Genomic DNA, 17,998 nt, shown 5'->3' with positions numbered 1-17,998 from the left:
CTGAGATGAATAAGATTATTTCTGTTATCCTGTTTTGTACAAGTCTTTGCTATGCACAGGTTATACCTGCTGTAAAAGAGAGGAATATAATGCACAATTCTAATCACTTACGTCTTTCAGATAGTATACATTATACACCTGGATTTTCTGTATCTATAAAACCTGTTTCAAAGGATAATAGCTGGTTTCCTGAGGGTAAAATGTATAAGGATAATTTTACCGGGCGGACTTATTTTCAAAATGGCTACGACAGAACACAAATCTATCCCAGATATTTAATCATAAAACCTCAGGGAGTAAATAAATAAAAAATAGTTTTCTATAAAATATAAAACAGGCTGTTTAAAATTTAAGCAGCCTGTTTATCGTATGATGAATTAAAAAGTCAAATTAATCCTTGCAAAAAGGAATCTTCCATTCATACCAAACTGAGATACATTTCTGGAGTATACAAACTGATTCTGATTGGAAAGGTCAATTGTTGCAGGTGTTGCCGGGTAAGTGATATTTCCGTTAGCATCAACACCCGATGGTCTTTTTGCATTTACAGGGCCATAATTAAGATCCGGATAAACATCGAAAATATTGTTAGCGCCTACTGTTAATCTTATAGATTTATTGAATTTATAACCAACAGATAGGTCTGTTACGACCCTGCCTCCCCACACCGGATGTTCTGTTTCTACAGCTTGTCCGTTAATTACCTGAGCCTGAATAATACCATCACCATTAACATCAACAGTATTAGGATCTGTCACTTTTCCAAAGTAAACATTTCGCATCAGGAAGCTTAGATTTCCTAAATCTAAAGTATTGTTCAGGGACATCTTCAATCTTGGGATAGCTTCTTCCAGATAGACTCTGCTGGTTTCAGAGTAATATCTGTTGATTTGCCCTGCATTAACTAATATGTCTGAACCCTTAATATCTCCGATTCTGTTTGTTTTGGCAACCATCAAAGCGAAATCTGAATTAAGCATTGTTTTGGCTCCAAATCTTGCTTTATGCGAAATTACAGCTTCAATTCCTTTGGTTTGAGTATTAATAGCATTGGCAAAGAATGTCGCTGCATTGGCGCCTGCCTGTTCAAAAGCATTGTAAAGTTTTTCCTGATTAGATCCCGGTGTACCAGGTGCCGACGGTTTGGAGAACTGATCCGTAAGTACAACTCTATCATTAATGCGGATGTAATAGCCATCTACGGTGAAGGTAAGATTGGCTTGCGGAATTTTAGCCGTAAATCCTACAGAGAAACTTTTAGATTCCTCTTGCTTCAGAGATGGGATTCCGAGAATTTTGGCTGCTTCAGAATCGTTAGAGAAAGTTCCCACTTCATAAGGTACACCGCCAACAAACTGAGTAGAAGTAGAGTTAAAATAAATCTGTTGTAAGGAAGGTGCACGGAATCCGGTAGAATGAGCTGCTCTGAAGTTCAGATTATTTGTTATTTTGTAACGTGTTGCAATTTTATAATTAAAGGTAGAGCCGAAGTCCGAATAATTTTCGAATCTTAGAGCAGCACTTAATAACCATTTGTCAGTAATATCCAATTCTGAGTCTATATAAGCGGCGACTGATTGTCTGCTTTTATTCAAAGCATTTTCCGGGCGAAATCCCGGGAATACCTGTGCGCCGCCAGGTCTGCTGCTGCCGTAAAAATCTGTTGGTTTTAAGGAAGCATCAGTTTTAGGTGTTACCAGATTTCCATTGATATCATAACTCGCCCATGAAGATTCCTCACCCTGAATTATTTTAAAATTTTCAAAACGAGCTTCTGCACCAAATGCGAGATTAAAACCATTCAGCCAATTGAACTTGGTATCAAAATCAGCATTAATTGTGTTCTGGGAGAAACCTAATGATCCAGCTTTAAACTCTGTTTTATCCGAGAAGGACATTGTAGAATTGGTAGTGTTTTTAATCGTATAATCAAATGTGTTTTGTCCAAAAGTATTGCTTATATCATAGTTTACTTTGCCTATTTTTCCTTTAAATCCCGCAGCAAAAGAGATGTCGGTAACTGCGGATGCAATCTCTGGCAAGAATCCGTTAGGAAAAACAGAAGTAAGAGTCCTGCTTTGGTTAGGTCTTCTAAAGAAACCGGCTGCATTCCCGTCTCTATATGAATAACCTCCGAATGCATAACCTCTTATACCGGAAGTAATGTCGAATTCGGAATTGACGAATAGCTGACCGCTTTTCAGTTTAGACTGACCGATTCTCATATTGAAGTCATTTCTTGTAAGTCCTCTGTAGGCCAGTTCGTTTTCGGTAACATCAAAATTAAGAGCTGATTGTAATGCTGATATAGTGTTAGCCGATTGAATAGCCGATTGTTGCGCACTGGTGAAATAACCTACATTTCCGGCATACTGGTGTATGTAATCAATAATACGTTGGGAATTTGGTGTATTGCTGATATTTGAAAACAGAGAATTGATATTTACTCCATTTTGCAAAGCCCTTTGTTCAATAGCGTTATAGGCATTGAAAATAGTTCCGGTAGCAGCATTAGCTCTTCTGGTGTCACCCCGGCTCATTAATGATCCTGTAAAGTTGATAAAGCCATTAGAACCTATTTTTGTTCCATAGTTCAGGTCTAGCTGGTATTTATCTCCATCCCATCCTTTCTGGTGGTCGTTAGATCCTTTGGAATTGAATGCTCCAGCGGTAATAGCTGCTGTAAATTGATTTGTGTTTTTCTTCATCACCACATTAATAACTCCGGCAATTGCATCGGAGCCATATTGTGCAGATGCACCGTCTCTCAGTACTTCAACTCTTTCAATAGCAAAAGAAGGTATGGCATTAAGGTCAGTACCTACAGAGCCTCTTCCGGGAGTACCATTGATGTTCACCAGTGATGAGGTATGCCGCCTTTTACCATTTAATAATACTAATACCTGGTCTGGTCCTAAACCTCTGAGCTGAGCCGGGTCGATGTGATCTGTTCCGTCTGCAACTGTGGAAGAATTAGAAGTGAAAGAAGGTGCTGCATAATTCAGAATCTGCGTTAGATCTGTTTGCGGACTTAAAACTGATTGCTGGCCAATATTAATAACATCAATAGGAACAGGTGTGTCAGTAGCAACTCTGGCTTTGTTTCGGGAGCCAATTGTAATTTTTACTTCCTCAATTGTCTTGCTTTTCAAAGTGTCCTTTTCCTGTGCGTAGATACAGAGGTTTCCGGCGAGAAAGCATACGACCCCCAGGGCCATACTTTTTTTGTGATTTGTGTTCATCTTAGTGTAGTTTTAGAAATAATTATTTATAAAAATATTAAAAAAATAGTAAAATCAAATTTTTAATATCGTTTTGTCAGATTATTTTAGTTTTATTTAATTTTATTATGTTAAATTAATTTAATTGTTATTGATTTATGTTTATCCATTGCATTGTGTTTTTATACATGAAAGAAACAGATAATTGTATTGGTTTGGCCCAATGAAAATATTGCAGACAGATATCGGATTTCTTAGTATTATTGTCCCAAGATAAAAACAGATGATAAAGTAATTTTAATGCCTCAAAGAATATGAGTTTAGAAGAAATTTTTCAGGACAAATCTATAAAAGCTAAGGCTAAAGTTGCACAAATTGGAGAGTGGCTTATTAGTCGGGAACTACCAGTAGATGAATTATTGGCATTTGCAGACACACAATCTTCAACTAATAAGGCAACCTGTATAGAAGCTGTAGAATATGCTACTAAAAAATCTGTGATTACATCGGATGATTCTTTGTTAAGTTATGTTACAAAAACTTTGGCAGAGGAAGAACCGAGAGTTAAATGGGAGAGTGCTAAAGTAATCGGGAATATTTCGAAGCAGTTTGCTGACAAATTAGCCCCGGCAATAGCGGGGCTTTTACAAAATGCTGAAAATAAAGGAACGGTAGTTCGATGGGCTACAGCCTACGCACTGGCTGAAATCCTGAAACTAAAAATGGATTACAATAAAACCTTACTTCCCAAAATCGAAATCTTATCCGAGAAAGAGGAAGACAATGGTGTAAAGAAAAAATATCTTGATGCACTAAAAAAAGTGAAGAAGTAAAAATACAGCTTACCCTGATTAAAATTCTGGAGGAATATTGCGTTGGGAATATACTTACAGACTAAGTTTTTAATCTGTTCAAATTGCTTAATAGTTATATTTTATCAATATAACTGAAGCTTGCCCAAATGGCTCCATAACCGATTTTTCATGTATGGCAAATCCGGATTCTTCAAAAAACGGAATCAACGGATCGTTCTCCAGTGTTTCTATCCAGCAAGCTTCATCAAAAGTACGGGCTATGGAAAGGCATTTTTTCCACAAAGCCTGCCTTGTTTCCATATTGTCATATTCGGGTAAAATATAGAAAGAAGCATAGTTAATCACTCTTTTTCCTTCCAGAACTGCTGGCCGCTGAAAAGAGTTTCGGATAATAGTATAACCTGCAGGTTTATCTTCAACAAACAAGATGAGTAGCTGAGTACTAAGATCGTTTAGTTCATTAATTGTATTGCGATGATTCAGGTGTTCTTTAATATAATCATTGAGTTGTTCAGTATCCACTACATTTTCATATCGTCCTTTTATTTGTGCATTCTGAAGCATTAAAAGTTGATTAACTCCTTCCTCGGAACCTATAGTAAACCTTACCGCTATATCCATTCTTGTTTTAAATTTTGATGTAAAATTAGAGGAAGTTCTGTTTCGGTACAAGGTACAGAATGTTACAAAATAATCGGTACAGCTAGTTAGGTAATAAAGCTCCAATCTTTTGTATCGATTGAAGATCGGAATCAGTTATCCTTTGTGAGAAGATACTCCGGAAATGATGGTCATAAATATTGGTAAAAGAAAATGTTTTTCCCGGAGTGAAATGCAGCCGGTATTTTTCACAATAACTGTAAAATTCTTTCATGTCAACCTTTTCAGGAAGTCTGCTCCATATACTATAGCCGCCTTGCGGAACCGGTGTATAAGAGTCAGTCAAATATTGGTTAAAGGTATTTATCAAGGCTAAAGCCTGCTGTTCCAGTTGAAAACGGAAAGATCTGAGATGCCTGTCATAACCGGGAGAATTGAGAAGCTGATTAATGACTTCCTGATTAAACGGAGACACAGATCTGCCAAGTGAAAATTTTATACGTTCGGCTTTCGGGAAAAATCTGCCGGCAGACATCCAACCTAACCTGATACCGGGCGCCAGACTTTTTGAAAATGAAGAATAAGTAATGACATTGCCTGTAGTATCAAGATTTTTGATATTGGAAGGTCTGGAATTGCTGAAATGCAGATCGCCATATATATCATTTTCTATAATTGGAATATTGTATTGATCAGCAATTATCAGTATCTCTTTCTTCCGGTTATCGGATATTAAAATGCCTGTAGGATTGTGAAAATTAGGGGTCAGTACAATAGCTTTTATGCTATTCTTTTTGCAGGTATTTTCAAGATAATCGATATCGAAACCGTTTTTGTAACTTACCGGAATTTCAATTGTTTTTAGCCGAAGATTTGCGATAACTTCCAGAACGGAAAACACACAGGGGCTTTCAACTGCAACAATATCTCCCGGCTCTGTCGTAGCAGCCAGTGCAATGTACAATGACTGAAGAGCTCCGTCTGTAATGATTATTTCATCGGGGTTAATCATCGCGCCATGTCGGGCAGACCGTCTGGATAGTAGGTCTCTTAATTGTTCCGATCCATTCGCCGGGTAATACCGAAGTAAGGTAGCTCCTTTCTCACGAATAACTTTTTGCATTGTGCTCAGCAGGAGTTTCTGAGGAATCAAAAGATCTGAGGGAGCAGCTGTATTCAGTGACGTAAATTCAGTATGGCGACCAATGTCAGAGGTCAGAGTTATATTTTCATGAAAAACCGGATCTCTGGGAACAGGAGTAGGTATAGGATGTTGTTCATCTGCTGTGGATATATATGCTACTTTATAGCCACGTCGAGGAAGATTAATTATAAGGCCCTTGAATACAAGATAATCATAACCGCTTTGTACAGAGCTTGTACTCAGGCTAAATTCCTGTTTTATATTCCTAACCGAAGGAAGCCTGTCTCCTGGTTTTAATATTCCTTTATTGATATTCTCTTCAATAGCAGATGTAAATATATTATACTTATAATCCTTCATTATACAGGCAAAAACTCCGAAATGTAAATGTAGTAAATATAATTCCGGTTGTATCCGGAAATCTGTTAGAATATAAACAAAAACGACAGCACAAAAGAATACTTGTACTGTCGTTTCTAGGTATAATTTATTTCTATTTTACTTTTTCCAGAAGATACAGTTTTGCTCCTGAGAAAGTTAATTTAGGCATCAGGTTTCCTTCCAGTACCATAGTTTTGTTATTGACATCAATAACCGAAATATAATTGTTGGAATTGTATTCTATATAGTTTTCTTTTTCTTTGGTTACAGGATTTTTCCCAAACTCCATAGCGTATTTCTGCCACTCTTCTTTATCCGAACTGCAGTGCACCGGTTTGAATTTTGATTTTCTGGAATTGAAAATAATCTGATCAAAGCTATCGTTTGTACATTCAGATGTAAAGTTGCTTTCCGGATTCTGATCTTTTGTAAAGTCTTCAAAAGAACCACGGTATACACCCACAACTTTCCAGGTGCCATCTATGCGGTCTTCATCTATCTTTCCTTTTGCTTTGCTTACTGCCCAGCTAATTCCGTTTACGGTTCCTTTTACCGCTTTGTAACTTACATTTACCGCTCCTTTTACCACCTTTGCAGCAGTAGATACAACACAGGAATTCAGTAAAAATGCAGCTGAAATTATGAATACAATCTTTTTCATCTTGTTTGTTTTTTGTTTCCGGTTACGAAGATAATGTTTTATAAAAAACTCAATGCAAATAATTATTTCTGCAACGGATATTAATGTTTTCACTAATATGTGAAGAATAATATATTGATTCGTATTAAATTAGGAATGTACTTTTGGTCTGTTTAAAAACTATTTAACTATATGAAATTCAAGTTGATAGCTGCGTTGGTTGTTGCTGTTTTTGCATCTGCACATCTTTATTCTCAAAACACTTATGTATTTTTTGGTTCCTTCAACTGGGATAAGAATGCTGAAGGTCTTTATGTATATCAGCTGAATACCAATAGCGGAAAACTTTCCAAAGTGACGAGCGTAAGCGGAATTCTGAATCCGTCTTATTTAACCTTATCATCGGACGGAAAATATGTTTTTGCGTGTACCGAAAGTAAAACCGAAGAGGCCGGGAGTGTAAGCAGCTTTGAATTTAATCCGGATAAAAAAACGCTTACCTATATCAACAGTCAGAAAAGCGGCGGTGAAAATCCGGTATATATTACAGTTCATAAAAGTGGAAAATGGCTGATTAATGGTAACTATACGGAAGGTAGTGCTTCTGTATATCCGGTTTCAGAAAATGGGATAATACAGCCTTATGTCCAGAATTTTCAATTTTCTGAGGGTAGTGTGGATCCTGGCAGACAGGATCGCGCTCATATCCATTCAACTGTATTTTCATCAGATCATCGCTATGTTTTTATGCCTGATTTGGGTGCTGATAAAATAAGAGCTTACCGATTCGATCAGAATAAGAAAGAACCATTAACAGAAATTCCTTTTACTCAAACAGTTCCCGGAAGCGGACCACGACATTTTACATTTCATCCGAATGGTAAGTTTGCCTATTGTATTGAAGAAATGGGTGGTGCTGTAAGTGCTTATACTTATGAAGAAGGAAAGTTAAATAACCTGCAGAGAATTAATACCCATTCAGATCAGTATAAAGAAGGTTTTGAAAGCTCCGATATTCATATTTCTCCGGATGGTCGCTATCTCTATGCTTCAAATCGTGGTAAAGAAAATAATATTGCCATATTTTCTGTTCAGGCAAATGGTACACTCAAAACAATAGGCTATCAGCCAACGGGAGGAAAGCACCCGAGAGTATTTACAATTGACCCTACAGGACAATTTTTAATTACCGCGAATACAGGAAGCGGGAATGCTGTCGTATTCAGACGTAATGCTGAAACCGGATTGTTGACAAAAACAGGAAGAGGAGCCAAGATAAAAAATGTATCGACGGTGCAGGTAAGGGAGTATTGATAAGTTTAAGGTTTTGTATCTCGTAAACCTTGTCAAGGTTAATATAAAATTAGTAATGAACCTTGACAAGGTTGAATTATGAAAAAACAAATTCCATGACAAAAGAAGAATTAACTCATGTTATATTAGGAAAACAACTAATATGTGACTTTGATAGCAAGGATTTTGTAGATTGGGCAGTTACTATTATGCAACAAGGCTATGAAAGTGATAATCTATTTATCCTTGCAGGCTTGGATTATGAGAGAACAGAAGTAAGAGAAAAATATTTCTATGATTCGATTCGCGATCTGAAGATTGATATTAATAAGACCAATCAAGAACTTATCGAAATTTATGCGAAATCTGTAGCCGAAAAAGCTGTAAATAATGAAATAGATATTGAATATGCTTTTCGAAAGATGTGTACTATTACATGTGAAACAGATTATGACCGAAGATATATAGGTTTTTATATTATAGAGGAAGATTTGGAATGTTTGGAATATGGCAATAGAACATGCTTTACAACTGATCTGACTTTAGATAATTATAAAGAATATATTAAAAATGAATTTCAGATTTTTTTGGAAATGTTTGAAGTTACGATTCCGGATACTGAAAAAGATAAATGCTATTGTACAGATTGTGAGAGTCTTATTAGAATTAAGGCTGAAGTCAGGTATCAGTTGAAGCAGCCGTTCAAATACGAAACTAATGTTTGTGAAAATTGTGGTTCTGAAAATTTAAAATATCCTGAAGATCAAATAACTAAAAAGAAGTTGATTGAGAAGTACAGATAACTTTATTTTTATTGCCAGTTATTCCAATTCAATAGGATTATACGGCTTTGCTTTTAATTTTACCGAAGTACCATCTTTGTCATAGGCTCCACCGTAGAAAAAACCGGGATTGTCATGGTAACTTTTTTGGACTTTTCTGAAGCGTTTTCTGTCTACATGGAAAATTTTATCCTCATTTCGCAAATAGATTTCTGAAGTCTTTTTATCCATAGCAACGGCTATAAAATGATAATGTTGCTTTTGATCTTCGATTTCCATAATTAATCCCGGTAATCCCTGAAATACATAGGGACCATTATTAATCGGAATGTCTGTGGCGTACCATGCTGTATATTTTCTGCCTCGGTATTGGGTTGTTGCTTTTCTGCAATTGTATCCCAAAATATCTTTAGTGTCATTCTCTATTTTCCATTCAAAAACAGGTTGTTTTTCTTCATACTGATAGTCTTCAGCCATATCCTCCTGATGTATATTCTTTTGCTCAGGAATATTTTTTACCAGAACATTTTCCCAATGATTTCTCAGTCTGAGCATCTTGTTCATATCATCTGCATTTATTTTGTTTTTATGACTAAGCTTTTCCATCAAAGAATCCCTTTTCAGCTTGTTTAAATCGCTGAATTTTGAATAATCTTTTCCAAGCTGTAATACACATATTACCTCTGTTTTTTTATCTGTTTCGCGCGGCTTTTTAACGAAGTTAAGCTTATAATAAATATTCTGAAAGCTTTTATCCAAAACAGCAGTGCTATAAGGATCAGAATTTAGGGTGAAATTACCGGATACTGTTGAAAACTGTGCTTTTAAGTAGATAAAAGAGAATGCAAATAACAATTGAATAAACTTCATAATAATTAGAATGTAAAAGAGTCATTGGGTGACTCCTGGTTTAACATTTTGCAGAATCAAATCTTTTAATCGCTTTAAATAACTGATCTCCGGATTGATAATTATCTGCACATAAATAATACTCTGCTCCACAAGGTGCTGTTACAGGAATCCAGAAGCTGCAGGCAGCAGAACCTTTTACCTTTTTTAAATCTGTTTTGGTAATTTTTTTTAATTTTTTCATAGGAAGCGTGTTTTTTTTAATTTATACATTGCTAATGTATAAAATATTATTAATTAAACAATTTAACATAATTTATTTTCTAAATATACTTTGTTTTTATTTAAAAAATTAATTTAAAATTAACTTTGCTAAATTATACCCAAATCATTTCTTGCCATAAGACAAGACCATAAAATTAGGTTCCTTACTAACTTTACTCAACCAGATGAAGTGATGCGGATCATCTAGAATAGAAACCTAAAATCTCATACAATATGGACAATAAGAGTTACACTACAGAATTCTCTGTCGATCAGACACCCGGCGAATGTTTTAATGCTATAAAAAACTTTAGGGGCTGGTGGTCTGAAGAAATAGAAGGCGAGACGGATAAATTAGGTGAAACATTTCTCTACCATTATAAAGATGTTCACCTTTCGAAACTTAGATTGAGTGGAGAAATTCCGGATAAAAAACTGGTTTATGATGTTTTGGATAACCAGTTTAGTTTTACAGAAAATAAAAACGAATGGCGGGGAACAAAACTGGTTTTTGAAATCTCCGAAAATAATGGTAAAACAACTGTAAAGTTTACCCATGACGGATTGGTGCCGGAAGAGGAATGTTATAATATTTGCACCGATGCCTGGGGTAATTATATCAACAATAGTCTGCATCATTTGATTTCTACAGGAAGGGGAGTACCCAATCCAAAAGAGGCAGAAGGATTCAATGCTGAGATTGTAAAAAAATGGAAACTGAAATAGATGTTGAGGTTATGGCAGATTGTCTAAGTATTAATAGAAAATTATAAAATATGAATCCGGAATTTGAAGCGGGAATCAATATTGCTATAAAAATCCCTAAGAGCAAGTATGAGAAGACAGTAACTTTTTACAGAGATATTCTGAAGCTGGAAGTCGAAGAAAAACCTATTGAAAATCCAACTGTTTCCAGAACTCATCAGGTAAAATTTGGACATAATATTATCTGGTTGGATTGTGTGGATAATTATACCCATTCAGAAACATGGCTGCAACTCACGGTTCCGAATGTAGAAGTAGCTACAGACTATTTACAGGCAAAAGGTATTGATACTTGTGACGAGCTTGAGGAGCTGCCAGAAAATATGCACTGGATCACCGATCCGGCAGGAACAGTTTTCAATCTGCAACAGCAGGAAATAAGGTAAGTATCATAAAGTAAATGATAATTTACCTCCATTCTTTTTTAGAACGCTTTTTGATTATTGAAATATAAAAATAGGTTAACAGGCAAAAGTTGTATTTTTATATCCTGAATTTCTCCTTCTATACAGAGGTGAAAAGAAAATAATTGATAAGATGTATAAACTCCCGATAAAGCTTTTTTGGTGTCTGCTATTGTTAAGCACTTTCTTATTTCCCCAACTGACTAGAGCAAGTGCATACTGGATGGAAGTTCATGGAGCTGGAAAGTTGAACGATCCTGTAAAAATACAGTTATGCTATGGTCATATTGATGATCTTAGCGTGCGGCATCGCACAACAGGTTCTGAATACAAAGAAATTCAGAATTTTCAGGTTTTTATCCTTAATGATAAAGGAGAGAAATTAAATATCAATATAAAGCAGAACGCAGATTGCTGGGAAGGAACTTTTACTCCGAAGAAAGAAGGAAACTATAGAATTTATGGTATAAACGATAAGTTACCGGTTCTGGTGCGTTCCGCAAATTCTCAGGAAAACATCCGGCCTGTAGATTTTTTATGCAGCTCCTATCGTGTTGGCAATATTTCAGATACTCAGATATTACCTACTCAATTTATGGATATTATTTTGCAGGAGCAGAATGGCATTTATAGCATTTTTCCTTATCGTGATAAGAAAGCTGCTGATAAAGGAACGTCGTTACGCATATTTAATCCGGAAAACTGGGAAAAGAATATTCAGGTGGACGATAAACATCCTGCTGTTTTTAAACCAACAATATCCGGACTTTACGTAATACGGCAAGACTGGTACGATAATACACTCGGAACTTTTGGTGGGAAAGCCTATGGTAAAATACGCTATCGCAATAATTATTGTTTGTGGATTAATTAAAGATTCCTTTTACATATAATAAAAACCCGGACTTATAAATCCGGGTTTTATATTGATGTAATTTTAAGATTAGAACTTTAGAGATACACTTCCAAGAAAACGAGCCGGAGCCTGTGGTGTTAAGCGTACCGACCATGCTTTTTCATTCGTGATATTATCGAATTTAAGTCCTACTCTATATTTTGGCTGATCGTAGAAAATACCAATATCAAACATTTTATATGAAGGTATAATTACTTTTGAGGTTTGTGTATTCGTTTGGTAAGAGGAAGAACCCATATTGGCACCGGTACCTATTCCCAATCCCTTCAATTTTCCCTGAGGGATCCGGTAGCTTATCCAGTAATTGAACATATTTGCAGGTCCAGATAATGCAGGCCTAAGTCCGTTAACAGCAGGATTGGCTTTGGAATATTTACTGTCATTATAAGCATAACCGGCAACAATATTTAATCCGTCAAAAGGATTAACTGTTATTTCGGCTTCCATTCCTTTGCTCAGCTGTGTACCATCCTGTATGGAATAATTAATATCATCAGGATTTGTTCTTAGTACGTTGTCCACACGGATGTTATAATAGCTTAGTGTCCCCACAAGTTTGTGGTTGAAAAGATCTGTTTTTACTCCAAATTCCAGCTGATTGGCATACTCAGGTCTGAAAGAATTACCGTTAATATCAACACCACTTACATTATTAAAGCCATTCATATAATTCCCGAAAAGTGAAAGCTTATTTTTAAGTACTTCATAGACAATTCCAAGCTTTGGTGAGAATGCAGTCTGCCCGTATGGACCAGCCTGTACACCGCTATTGCTTAATCCACCTTTTATCTCACCGGTGGTGATGTCATAGACCCCTTTAAACTGAAATCTGTCTACCCGCAAGCTGGCCATTACCATAAGCTGATCGGTAATATTGAACACATCCGATACATAAGCAGCGTAGGTATTGTCACCATTATTCTCTTTCCTGACAGCAGAAGTGGCTGTCAATGCATCGATTGTATTACGGTTTACCCTGAAGTCAGCAGACGGATGAACAAAATTGAATATCTTGGTATTGGTGTGATAGCGGTCAAAGTGATTTGAATTGTTATAATAATCCAATCCTACAACCATTCGGTTTCTGAAGCGTCCGATATGAAAGTCACCAATGAAATTCTGCTGAATATTGGTGGCAATAAAAGAAGTTGTGCCTACCATTACCTGCGCACTTGCAGTAGAGTCTGTTTTTCCGTTAATGGCGGATATGTAACCATTAATAGTGGACCTGGCACGTGATATAATTGTTTGGGAAGTCCATTTATCAGAGATTTTATAATTCAGCTGTGCGAAAATATTCATCATCTGTGTTTCATAGGCAAGATCATCGCTCAGGAAATTTTTATAATATGGAAACTTCATATCGGCAATAGACTGTGTTTTGTTGCTACCTGTATAAGGATTAAAGCGTACTACGGAAGTTCCCTTTGCCTGATTAAATTCAACATCCAAAAGAAGCGACATACGGTCTGTTATCTGGTAAGAGAAACTTGGTGCAATGGCTAAAGAATTGGTAAACCCAAGATCCTGAAAACTCTTTTCGTAGGTGCCGGCAGCATTCAATCGGAAAAGGGCTGTACGGTCTTTGTTAACAGGAGTATTAACATCCAGTGTCAATCGGTTATAATTCCAGCTTCCACCAACATAACCTACTTCACCGCCAAAATCATTGTAAGGTTTTTTGGTGACACGGTTGTATACACCACCATAGCTGCTGGCCACACTTTTCCCGAATAATGTTGCGGAAGGTCCCTTTATGGCTTCTATACGTTCCAGATTTACCGGATCGATTACTGAAAATGCAGCTCCGGCTACACCGTTGCGAGCATTGGGTTCGGTTTCAAATCCTCTTGAACGAAATGTTACTCTTCCCTGATTGGCAATCATAGGAACTCCGGCACCCGGTACATTTTTCGAAATGCTTCCCAGATCTACCGCTACCTGTTCCTGAAATAGCTCCTTTGTAACAGTGTTGTATACCTGTGGATTTTCCATGTTTTTTAGAGGGAGTCTGGCGACATAAACACTTTCCTTTTTAGAAAAGCGGTTGGTGTTTTTCATAATGACCACCTCCTGTATGGCCATAATATTTTCTTTGGTCAGCTGATAGTCCAGTTGTGTATTTTCTCCGGCTTTCACTTCAACAGGAAGACGAACTTCTTTCGAACCTAATATTTGCAGTTTTATGGTATACTGGCCAGCATTCAGATTTCCGAATTTGTATATACCGGCATCATCTGTAAGGGTTTGCCTGTCTGTGCCGAGTAAAGAAACAGAAATAGACGTTAGAGGCTCACCATCCACCATTGTCACTTTTCCGGTTAGTGATCCCTGTGTAGTTTGGGCATCAACTCCTATCAAGCTTAATATAGAAAAAAGTATAATCAAAAACGGCTGTATTCTGTCTGTAATTATATTTTGGATTGTGTTTTTTTTGTGTTGTAATCCTTTTGTATCAAGGGATTTAGTTTGATTTTGAAAGAACAGGTCTTCATTACATTGCATCATTATTAACCTTATTTAAAACTATTATAAATAAAAATGCAAAATAAAGGAAAAGTGAATTATTTTACAATTTTATTTTAAATCATTCTAAATAAATATTGAAATGCTATTGACTGGATAGCGCTACCAGCGCTTAATAACAGCTATTACGGTTATTAAATTTTCTTTCCTGTAAAAATACTGTATTTATTCCCCAGTTTGTCTTTATAAAAGTCACCTTCTTTCTTAAAGCTTGGTGCATCTACTTCTTTTAGAAGTTCGTTTTTATAATAGGCATTTTTTGCATCTTTCCCGAAATTATTATCCATGAGTATAAATGACTTTACATCCGCACCCGGAATGACTTCCTCGTCATAATAAACATTGTTCTTATCTTTTGAATACGGATTGTCTGCATATACACTATTTTTTTTATCAATAGGAAATAGCTGGAATGAACTAACATCAACTTGATCATATTTAAATTTTTTGCCTCTGGATAATATGGTGCTATTGTTTATACCAATAATGTCCTGATTAATGACTCTGATCTTGTCGATCTTATCAAACGAACTGGTCACGACACCTGAGTCTTTTCGAAATGGTGGAAAGTATATAGTGTTCCCAATTCTTATATATTGTTTGTTTATAGCTTCAACATTTCCGTGATTAGGCAGAATTGACTTAAATTGTCCAATATTAGGAGAGACATAAACAGAGTCTTTATCTTTCAGGAAATAATCATTGATGAATGCAAAAGTATTCCGGTCGGCGTTTATCATGCGATCGGCATAGAAGTAATGATCCTTGTCCCGGGCCCAGTTGATATGGTCTTTTACCAGTTCATATGTTTTGGGATCTGCCCCTTTAATAATACCAAAGCCGAGAGTCTGATCAATATAATAAACGTGAAGACGATCTTTCGGAATCTCATTGTCAACATAAAAGGAGTTTCTGTCAACCAGCTTTTGAGTCATATTACGAAAGTATACCGAATCTTTGTCTTTGGCTATATCTTCTGCCAGAACTTCAAATGATTTTGGATCAGCATAATCCATATGCGCGATTCCTACACCAAACCAGCTGCCACCCTGACAATAAACTATTTTTCTTTTGGAGTCGATAAAGTAAGAACCCGATTTCTGTTTATCAACTGGCTTACCCACAAAATACTCTTTACAAGAGATACAAAAACTCAGTAGAACAAAGGCCAGAAAGAAGGTGTATTTTTTCATTTGTATATTGTTTATCAACCAACAGAATAACTAATATACGCATTATCTGGTATTTGAAGTGCTGAAATTTTATATCTACCCAGTGATCTGTTTTGTACTTTTGCACAGCATAAAACGATCAGACACTTTTACTTAAAAACATGGATAACAGATTTTCTGATAACAATCAGGTTGGAGTAGTTTCTACATTTTCTGAATTGGTAAATACCGATTTTCAGGGAAATACCAATGCGCTTTGCTGGCACAGAAATTTAGACGGAGATTTTAAAGAGATTGTAACTCAGATTCAGTTAAAAGAGAATATTACAGAAGTTTCCATTGAAGATCTTTTGGCATTACAATTATCAGAAAAGGGGAGTGCTGCCAGAAAAATTATACTCAATGATCTGCAATTATTAACCGATTTTGGAGCGTCGCCTTCCCTTAATTTGCTGAAACGCTATGAACGTGATGATGAGTTCAATTTTATTTCGACCGATGTCTATTCCTGGCATGTAGATCGATCACCTGTGGGTACAGATACTTTTTTATGCACTTACTATGGTGCCGCTAGCGATATTGTTTCCAATGACCAGGTAATACAAAAAATCCTTATTCCGGAAGTTCGTGAAAAGCTGAAAGAATTACACGACGGACCCGAATCAGAATTTGAAGATTTTTTAAAGGAAAATTATTTTGATCTGCATTATCAGGCTAAACCAAATGCCGAGCCTGTTAATTTAGGATTAGGGCATCTTTGGAGATTGGCTGTAGACCATCCGGATCAACAAGTTTTGCCATGTGTGCACAGGGCTCCTGTGGAAAATAATGAATATCGGTTGTTGTTGATTTGCTGATTATCTGAAAATTAAGGTTTGAATAATTAATTTTAATAAATAAAATAAATTAAAAATATAAATTTAAGGAAAAATATTTGTGTATTTATTTTTTTTGAATAACTTAGCGAAGCAGATGAAAATAAAATTCATCAATCGCTTGTAACATATATGATCTTGACCGTCTGTTATTATCATGTATATCTGAATTTTTCAAATGAATTCAGAATGCCCACTTTTAGGGATTTATGGAAAATTATTCAATATTTAAAACCCAAAAACATGAAAAAATTATTTACTTTAAAACACACAAACACTAAAGTACTAACGCGAAAGCAACTGAGAAGTGTAGTGGGTAGTGGAATACCTATGGCGATGCTTATGTGTAAAAGCTCAGTGGAAGGAGAGGTTCCCATTTTAATTTCTTTTCAGGGTTGTGACGATGCGGGTCAATTCAAAGATCGTAGTGGTATTTTTTGTAAGAGAGGAGATGCAATGTACGTTAAAACATGCTAAGGTTTGCTCTTTTATTTTGTGCTTTTATAGCATTATCAGGACAAAATACCCGTTTTGTTTATAAACATTCCTATTTAAAAGATTCGCTAAAACCGGAAACAAAAACGGAAGATGTTGCTTTTCTGGATGTTTCGCCAAAAGGATCTTTCTATTACAAGTACGAAGAATATAAGCGTGATTCCGTGCTGCAAAAATTCAGAAAAAATAATATGTTTATTTCTCCCAAAACATATTATAAAACTTTTATTGAAAAACAATACGCAAGCCTGGAAACCGATATGTATACAGAATTATTAGATACATATTATAAAATAAAAGAGGAAAGGTCTCTGAAATGGGAGATACTTCAGGAGAAGTCGGTTTATGAGGGCTACAATATTCAAAAAGCTTCCACTGTTTTTGCGGGACGCAAATGGACAGTATGGTTTACAAATGAAATACCTATTTCAGACGGACCTTATAAATTCCGGGGATTGCCGGGATTGATTCTGAAAATCTCTGATGACAAACAACAGCATAAAATGGAGTTGGTAAAGACTTCTGATGTCTTTATTATGTTTGAAAAGCCAGAACCTCGGTATATAGAAATACCGGCTAAGAAGTATAATAAATTATATCAGGATAATGTAAAAGATCCCTTAGCATGGCTTAGAGAAAGGGGAACAGATCCTGACAGAATTAATAAAGTGGTTGTCAATGGTCAGGAAGTCAATGCAAAGGAATTTTTTAAGAGTGGTAAAATGAGTTTTCAAAAAGAAGAAAATCCCATTGAGCTGGTGAAGGAGTAGGATATTCAATTTTGTGAAGTATTTTTTGTAAGATATAGATACTTAGAGTAGCTATTATGAGCAAAGTACTGGTTAACCAATATTTG

17 protein-coding genes are annotated in these 17,998 nt (G+C 35.9%); 9 read left to right on the top strand and 8 right to left on the bottom strand.

Features of this window, described 5'->3' with window-relative positions; translation table 11 throughout:
* Positions 1–5: 5 nt before the first annotated feature.
* Positions 6–308, top strand: a complete 303-nt coding sequence (locus ATE49_RS02370) for a hypothetical protein (protein ID WP_065080924.1) — start codon at positions 6–8, stop codon at positions 306–308.
* A 69-nt stretch (positions 309–377) separates the two neighbouring features.
* Here ATE49_RS02370 and ATE49_RS02365 read toward each other — a convergent pair whose 3' ends face one another.
* Positions 378–3,242 carry a TonB-dependent receptor plug domain-containing protein gene (locus tag ATE49_RS02365; protein WP_065080923.1) on the bottom strand — a complete coding sequence of 955 codons (2,865 nt, stop codon included), beginning with the start codon at positions 3,240–3,242 and terminating at the stop codon, positions 378–380.
* A 293-nt stretch (positions 3,243–3,535) separates the two neighbouring features.
* On the opposite strand from ATE49_RS02365, the gene ATE49_RS02360 reads away from it, so the two are divergent.
* A complete protein-coding gene (locus ATE49_RS02360) occupies positions 3,536–4,054 on the top strand; it encodes a HEAT repeat domain-containing protein (RefSeq protein ID WP_059154554.1) in 519 nt (172 codons plus the stop codon).
* An 87-nt stretch (positions 4,055–4,141) separates the two neighbouring features.
* On the opposite strand, the gene ATE49_RS02355 is transcribed toward ATE49_RS02360, so the two are convergent.
* From ATE49_RS02355 to ATE49_RS02345, 3 genes are all read right to left on the bottom strand, one after another.
* Positions 4,142–4,657 carry a GNAT family N-acetyltransferase gene (locus ATE49_RS02355; RefSeq protein ID WP_065081010.1) on the bottom strand — a complete coding sequence of 172 codons (516 nt, stop codon included), beginning with the start codon at positions 4,655–4,657 and terminating at the stop codon, positions 4,142–4,144.
* 82 nt (positions 4,658–4,739) lie between these two features.
* Complete coding sequence (locus ATE49_RS02350; RefSeq protein ID WP_065080922.1) at positions 4,740–6,140, bottom strand: aminotransferase-like domain-containing protein; 1,401 nt, start codon at positions 6,138–6,140, stop codon at positions 4,740–4,742.
* Positions 6,141–6,273: 133 nt separating this feature from the next.
* Positions 6,274–6,822 carry a hypothetical protein gene (locus ATE49_RS02345; RefSeq protein WP_065080921.1) on the bottom strand — a complete coding sequence of 183 codons (549 nt, stop codon included), beginning with the start codon at positions 6,820–6,822 and terminating at the stop codon, positions 6,274–6,276.
* A 171-nt stretch (positions 6,823–6,993) separates the two neighbouring features.
* Between ATE49_RS02345 and ATE49_RS02340 the strand changes: the two genes are divergently transcribed.
* Complete coding sequence (locus ATE49_RS02340; protein WP_065080920.1) at positions 6,994–8,115, top strand: lactonase family protein; 1,122 nt, start codon at positions 6,994–6,996, stop codon at positions 8,113–8,115.
* A 95-nt stretch (positions 8,116–8,210) separates the two neighbouring features.
* Complete coding sequence (locus ATE49_RS02335; protein ID WP_143349702.1) at positions 8,211–8,897, top strand: hypothetical protein; 687 nt, start codon at positions 8,211–8,213, stop codon at positions 8,895–8,897.
* A gap of 18 nt (positions 8,898–8,915) precedes the next feature.
* Here ATE49_RS02335 and ATE49_RS02330 read toward each other — a convergent pair whose 3' ends face one another.
* Positions 8,916–9,746, bottom strand: a complete 831-nt coding sequence (locus ATE49_RS02330; protein ID WP_065080918.1) for a GLPGLI family protein — start codon at positions 9,744–9,746, stop codon at positions 8,916–8,918.
* A 40-nt stretch (positions 9,747–9,786) separates the two neighbouring features.
* The gene (locus ATE49_RS02325) at positions 9,787–9,969 is read right to left on the bottom strand and encodes a hypothetical protein (RefSeq protein ID WP_065080917.1); all 183 of its coding nucleotides are present in this window, start codon (positions 9,967–9,969) and stop codon (positions 9,787–9,789) included.
* Between the two features lie 254 nt (positions 9,970–10,223).
* On the opposite strand from ATE49_RS02325, the gene ATE49_RS02320 reads away from it, so the two are divergent.
* From ATE49_RS02320 to ATE49_RS02310, 3 genes are all read left to right on the top strand, one after another.
* Positions 10,224–10,715: an SRPBCC family protein gene (locus ATE49_RS02320; protein ID WP_065080916.1), complete on the top strand. Its 492-nt coding sequence runs from the start codon at positions 10,224–10,226 to the stop codon at positions 10,713–10,715.
* A gap of 50 nt (positions 10,716–10,765) precedes the next feature.
* On the top strand, positions 10,766–11,140 hold the full coding sequence (locus ATE49_RS02315; protein ID WP_065080915.1) for a VOC family protein: 375 nt from the start codon (positions 10,766–10,768) through the stop codon (positions 11,138–11,140).
* Between the two features lie 151 nt (positions 11,141–11,291).
* On the top strand, positions 11,292–12,032 hold the full coding sequence (locus ATE49_RS02310; protein WP_143349703.1) for a hypothetical protein: 741 nt from the start codon (positions 11,292–11,294) through the stop codon (positions 12,030–12,032).
* 69 nt (positions 12,033–12,101) lie between these two features.
* On the opposite strand, the gene ATE49_RS02305 is transcribed toward ATE49_RS02310, so the two are convergent.
* Together ATE49_RS02305 and ATE49_RS02300 are read right to left on the bottom strand one after the other, a co-directional pair.
* A complete protein-coding gene (locus tag ATE49_RS02305) occupies positions 12,102–14,462 on the bottom strand; it encodes a TonB-dependent receptor (protein WP_260255539.1) in 2,361 nt (786 codons plus the stop codon).
* A gap of 272 nt (positions 14,463–14,734) precedes the next feature.
* Positions 14,735–15,793: a DKNYY domain-containing protein gene (locus ATE49_RS02300; RefSeq protein WP_065080913.1), complete on the bottom strand. Its 1,059-nt coding sequence runs from the start codon at positions 15,791–15,793 to the stop codon at positions 14,735–14,737.
* Positions 15,794–15,933: 140 nt separating this feature from the next.
* On the opposite strand from ATE49_RS02300, the gene ATE49_RS02295 reads away from it, so the two are divergent.
* Both ATE49_RS02295 and ATE49_RS02285 read left to right on the top strand, forming a co-directional pair.
* Positions 15,934–16,629 (top strand): DUF1826 domain-containing protein, encoded by a 696-nt coding sequence (locus ATE49_RS02295; protein WP_065080912.1) that lies wholly within the window; start codon positions 15,934–15,936, stop codon positions 16,627–16,629.
* Between the two features lie 488 nt (positions 16,630–17,117).
* The gene (locus tag ATE49_RS02285) at positions 17,118–17,912 is read left to right on the top strand and encodes a GLPGLI family protein (protein ID WP_065080910.1); all 795 of its coding nucleotides are present in this window, start codon (positions 17,118–17,120) and stop codon (positions 17,910–17,912) included.
* The last annotated feature ends 86 nt before the right edge of the window (positions 17,913–17,998 follow it).

The organism is Elizabethkingia miricola (genome assembly GCF_001675285.1).
In the GTDB taxonomy this organism is placed as follows: Bacteria; Bacteroidota; Bacteroidia; order Flavobacteriales; family Weeksellaceae; genus Elizabethkingia; species Elizabethkingia miricola.
The sequence above is the reverse complement of the archived record's forward strand: the minus strand, read 5'-3'. Positions and strand labels throughout refer to the sequence as shown.

Bases quoted from the DNA above. Each gene is read 5' to 3' on its own strand.
- ATE49_RS02350 (WP_065080922.1), bottom strand. From the start codon at position 6,140: ATGAAGGATTATAAGTATAATATATTTACATCTGCTATTGAAGAGAAT.
- ATE49_RS02365 (WP_065080923.1), bottom strand. From the start codon at position 3,242: ATGAACACAAATCACAAAAAAAGTATGGCCCTGGGGGTCGTATGCTTT.
- ATE49_RS02325 (WP_065080917.1), bottom strand. From the start codon at position 9,969: ATGAAAAAATTAAAAAAAATTACCAAAACAGATTTAAAAAAGGTAAAA.
- ATE49_RS02295 (WP_065080912.1), top strand. From the start codon at position 15,934: ATGGATAACAGATTTTCTGATAACAATCAGGTTGGAGTAGTTTCTACA.
- ATE49_RS02330 (WP_065080918.1), bottom strand. From the start codon at position 9,746: ATGAAGTTTATTCAATTGTTATTTGCATTCTCTTTTATCTACTTAAAA.
- ATE49_RS02345 (WP_065080921.1), bottom strand. From the start codon at position 6,822: ATGAAAAAGATTGTATTCATAATTTCAGCTGCATTTTTACTGAATTCC.
- ATE49_RS02370 (WP_065080924.1), top strand. From the start codon at position 6: ATGAATAAGATTATTTCTGTTATCCTGTTTTGTACAAGTCTTTGCTAT.
- ATE49_RS02285 (WP_065080910.1), top strand. From the start codon at position 17,118: ATGCTAAGGTTTGCTCTTTTATTTTGTGCTTTTATAGCATTATCAGGA.
- ATE49_RS02315 (WP_065080915.1), top strand. From the start codon at position 10,766: ATGAATCCGGAATTTGAAGCGGGAATCAATATTGCTATAAAAATCCCT.
- ATE49_RS02310 (WP_143349703.1), top strand. From the start codon at position 11,292: ATGTATAAACTCCCGATAAAGCTTTTTTGGTGTCTGCTATTGTTAAGC.
- ATE49_RS02355 (WP_065081010.1), bottom strand. From the start codon at position 4,657: ATGGATATAGCGGTAAGGTTTACTATAGGTTCCGAGGAAGGAGTTAAT.
- ATE49_RS02300 (WP_065080913.1), bottom strand. From the start codon at position 15,793: ATGAAAAAATACACCTTCTTTCTGGCCTTTGTTCTACTGAGTTTTTGT.
- ATE49_RS02340 (WP_065080920.1), top strand. From the start codon at position 6,994: ATGAAATTCAAGTTGATAGCTGCGTTGGTTGTTGCTGTTTTTGCATCT.
- ATE49_RS02320 (WP_065080916.1), top strand. From the start codon at position 10,224: ATGGACAATAAGAGTTACACTACAGAATTCTCTGTCGATCAGACACCC.
- ATE49_RS02360 (WP_059154554.1), top strand. From the start codon at position 3,536: ATGAGTTTAGAAGAAATTTTTCAGGACAAATCTATAAAAGCTAAGGCT.
- ATE49_RS02335 (WP_143349702.1), top strand. From the start codon at position 8,211: ATGACAAAAGAAGAATTAACTCATGTTATATTAGGAAAACAACTAATA.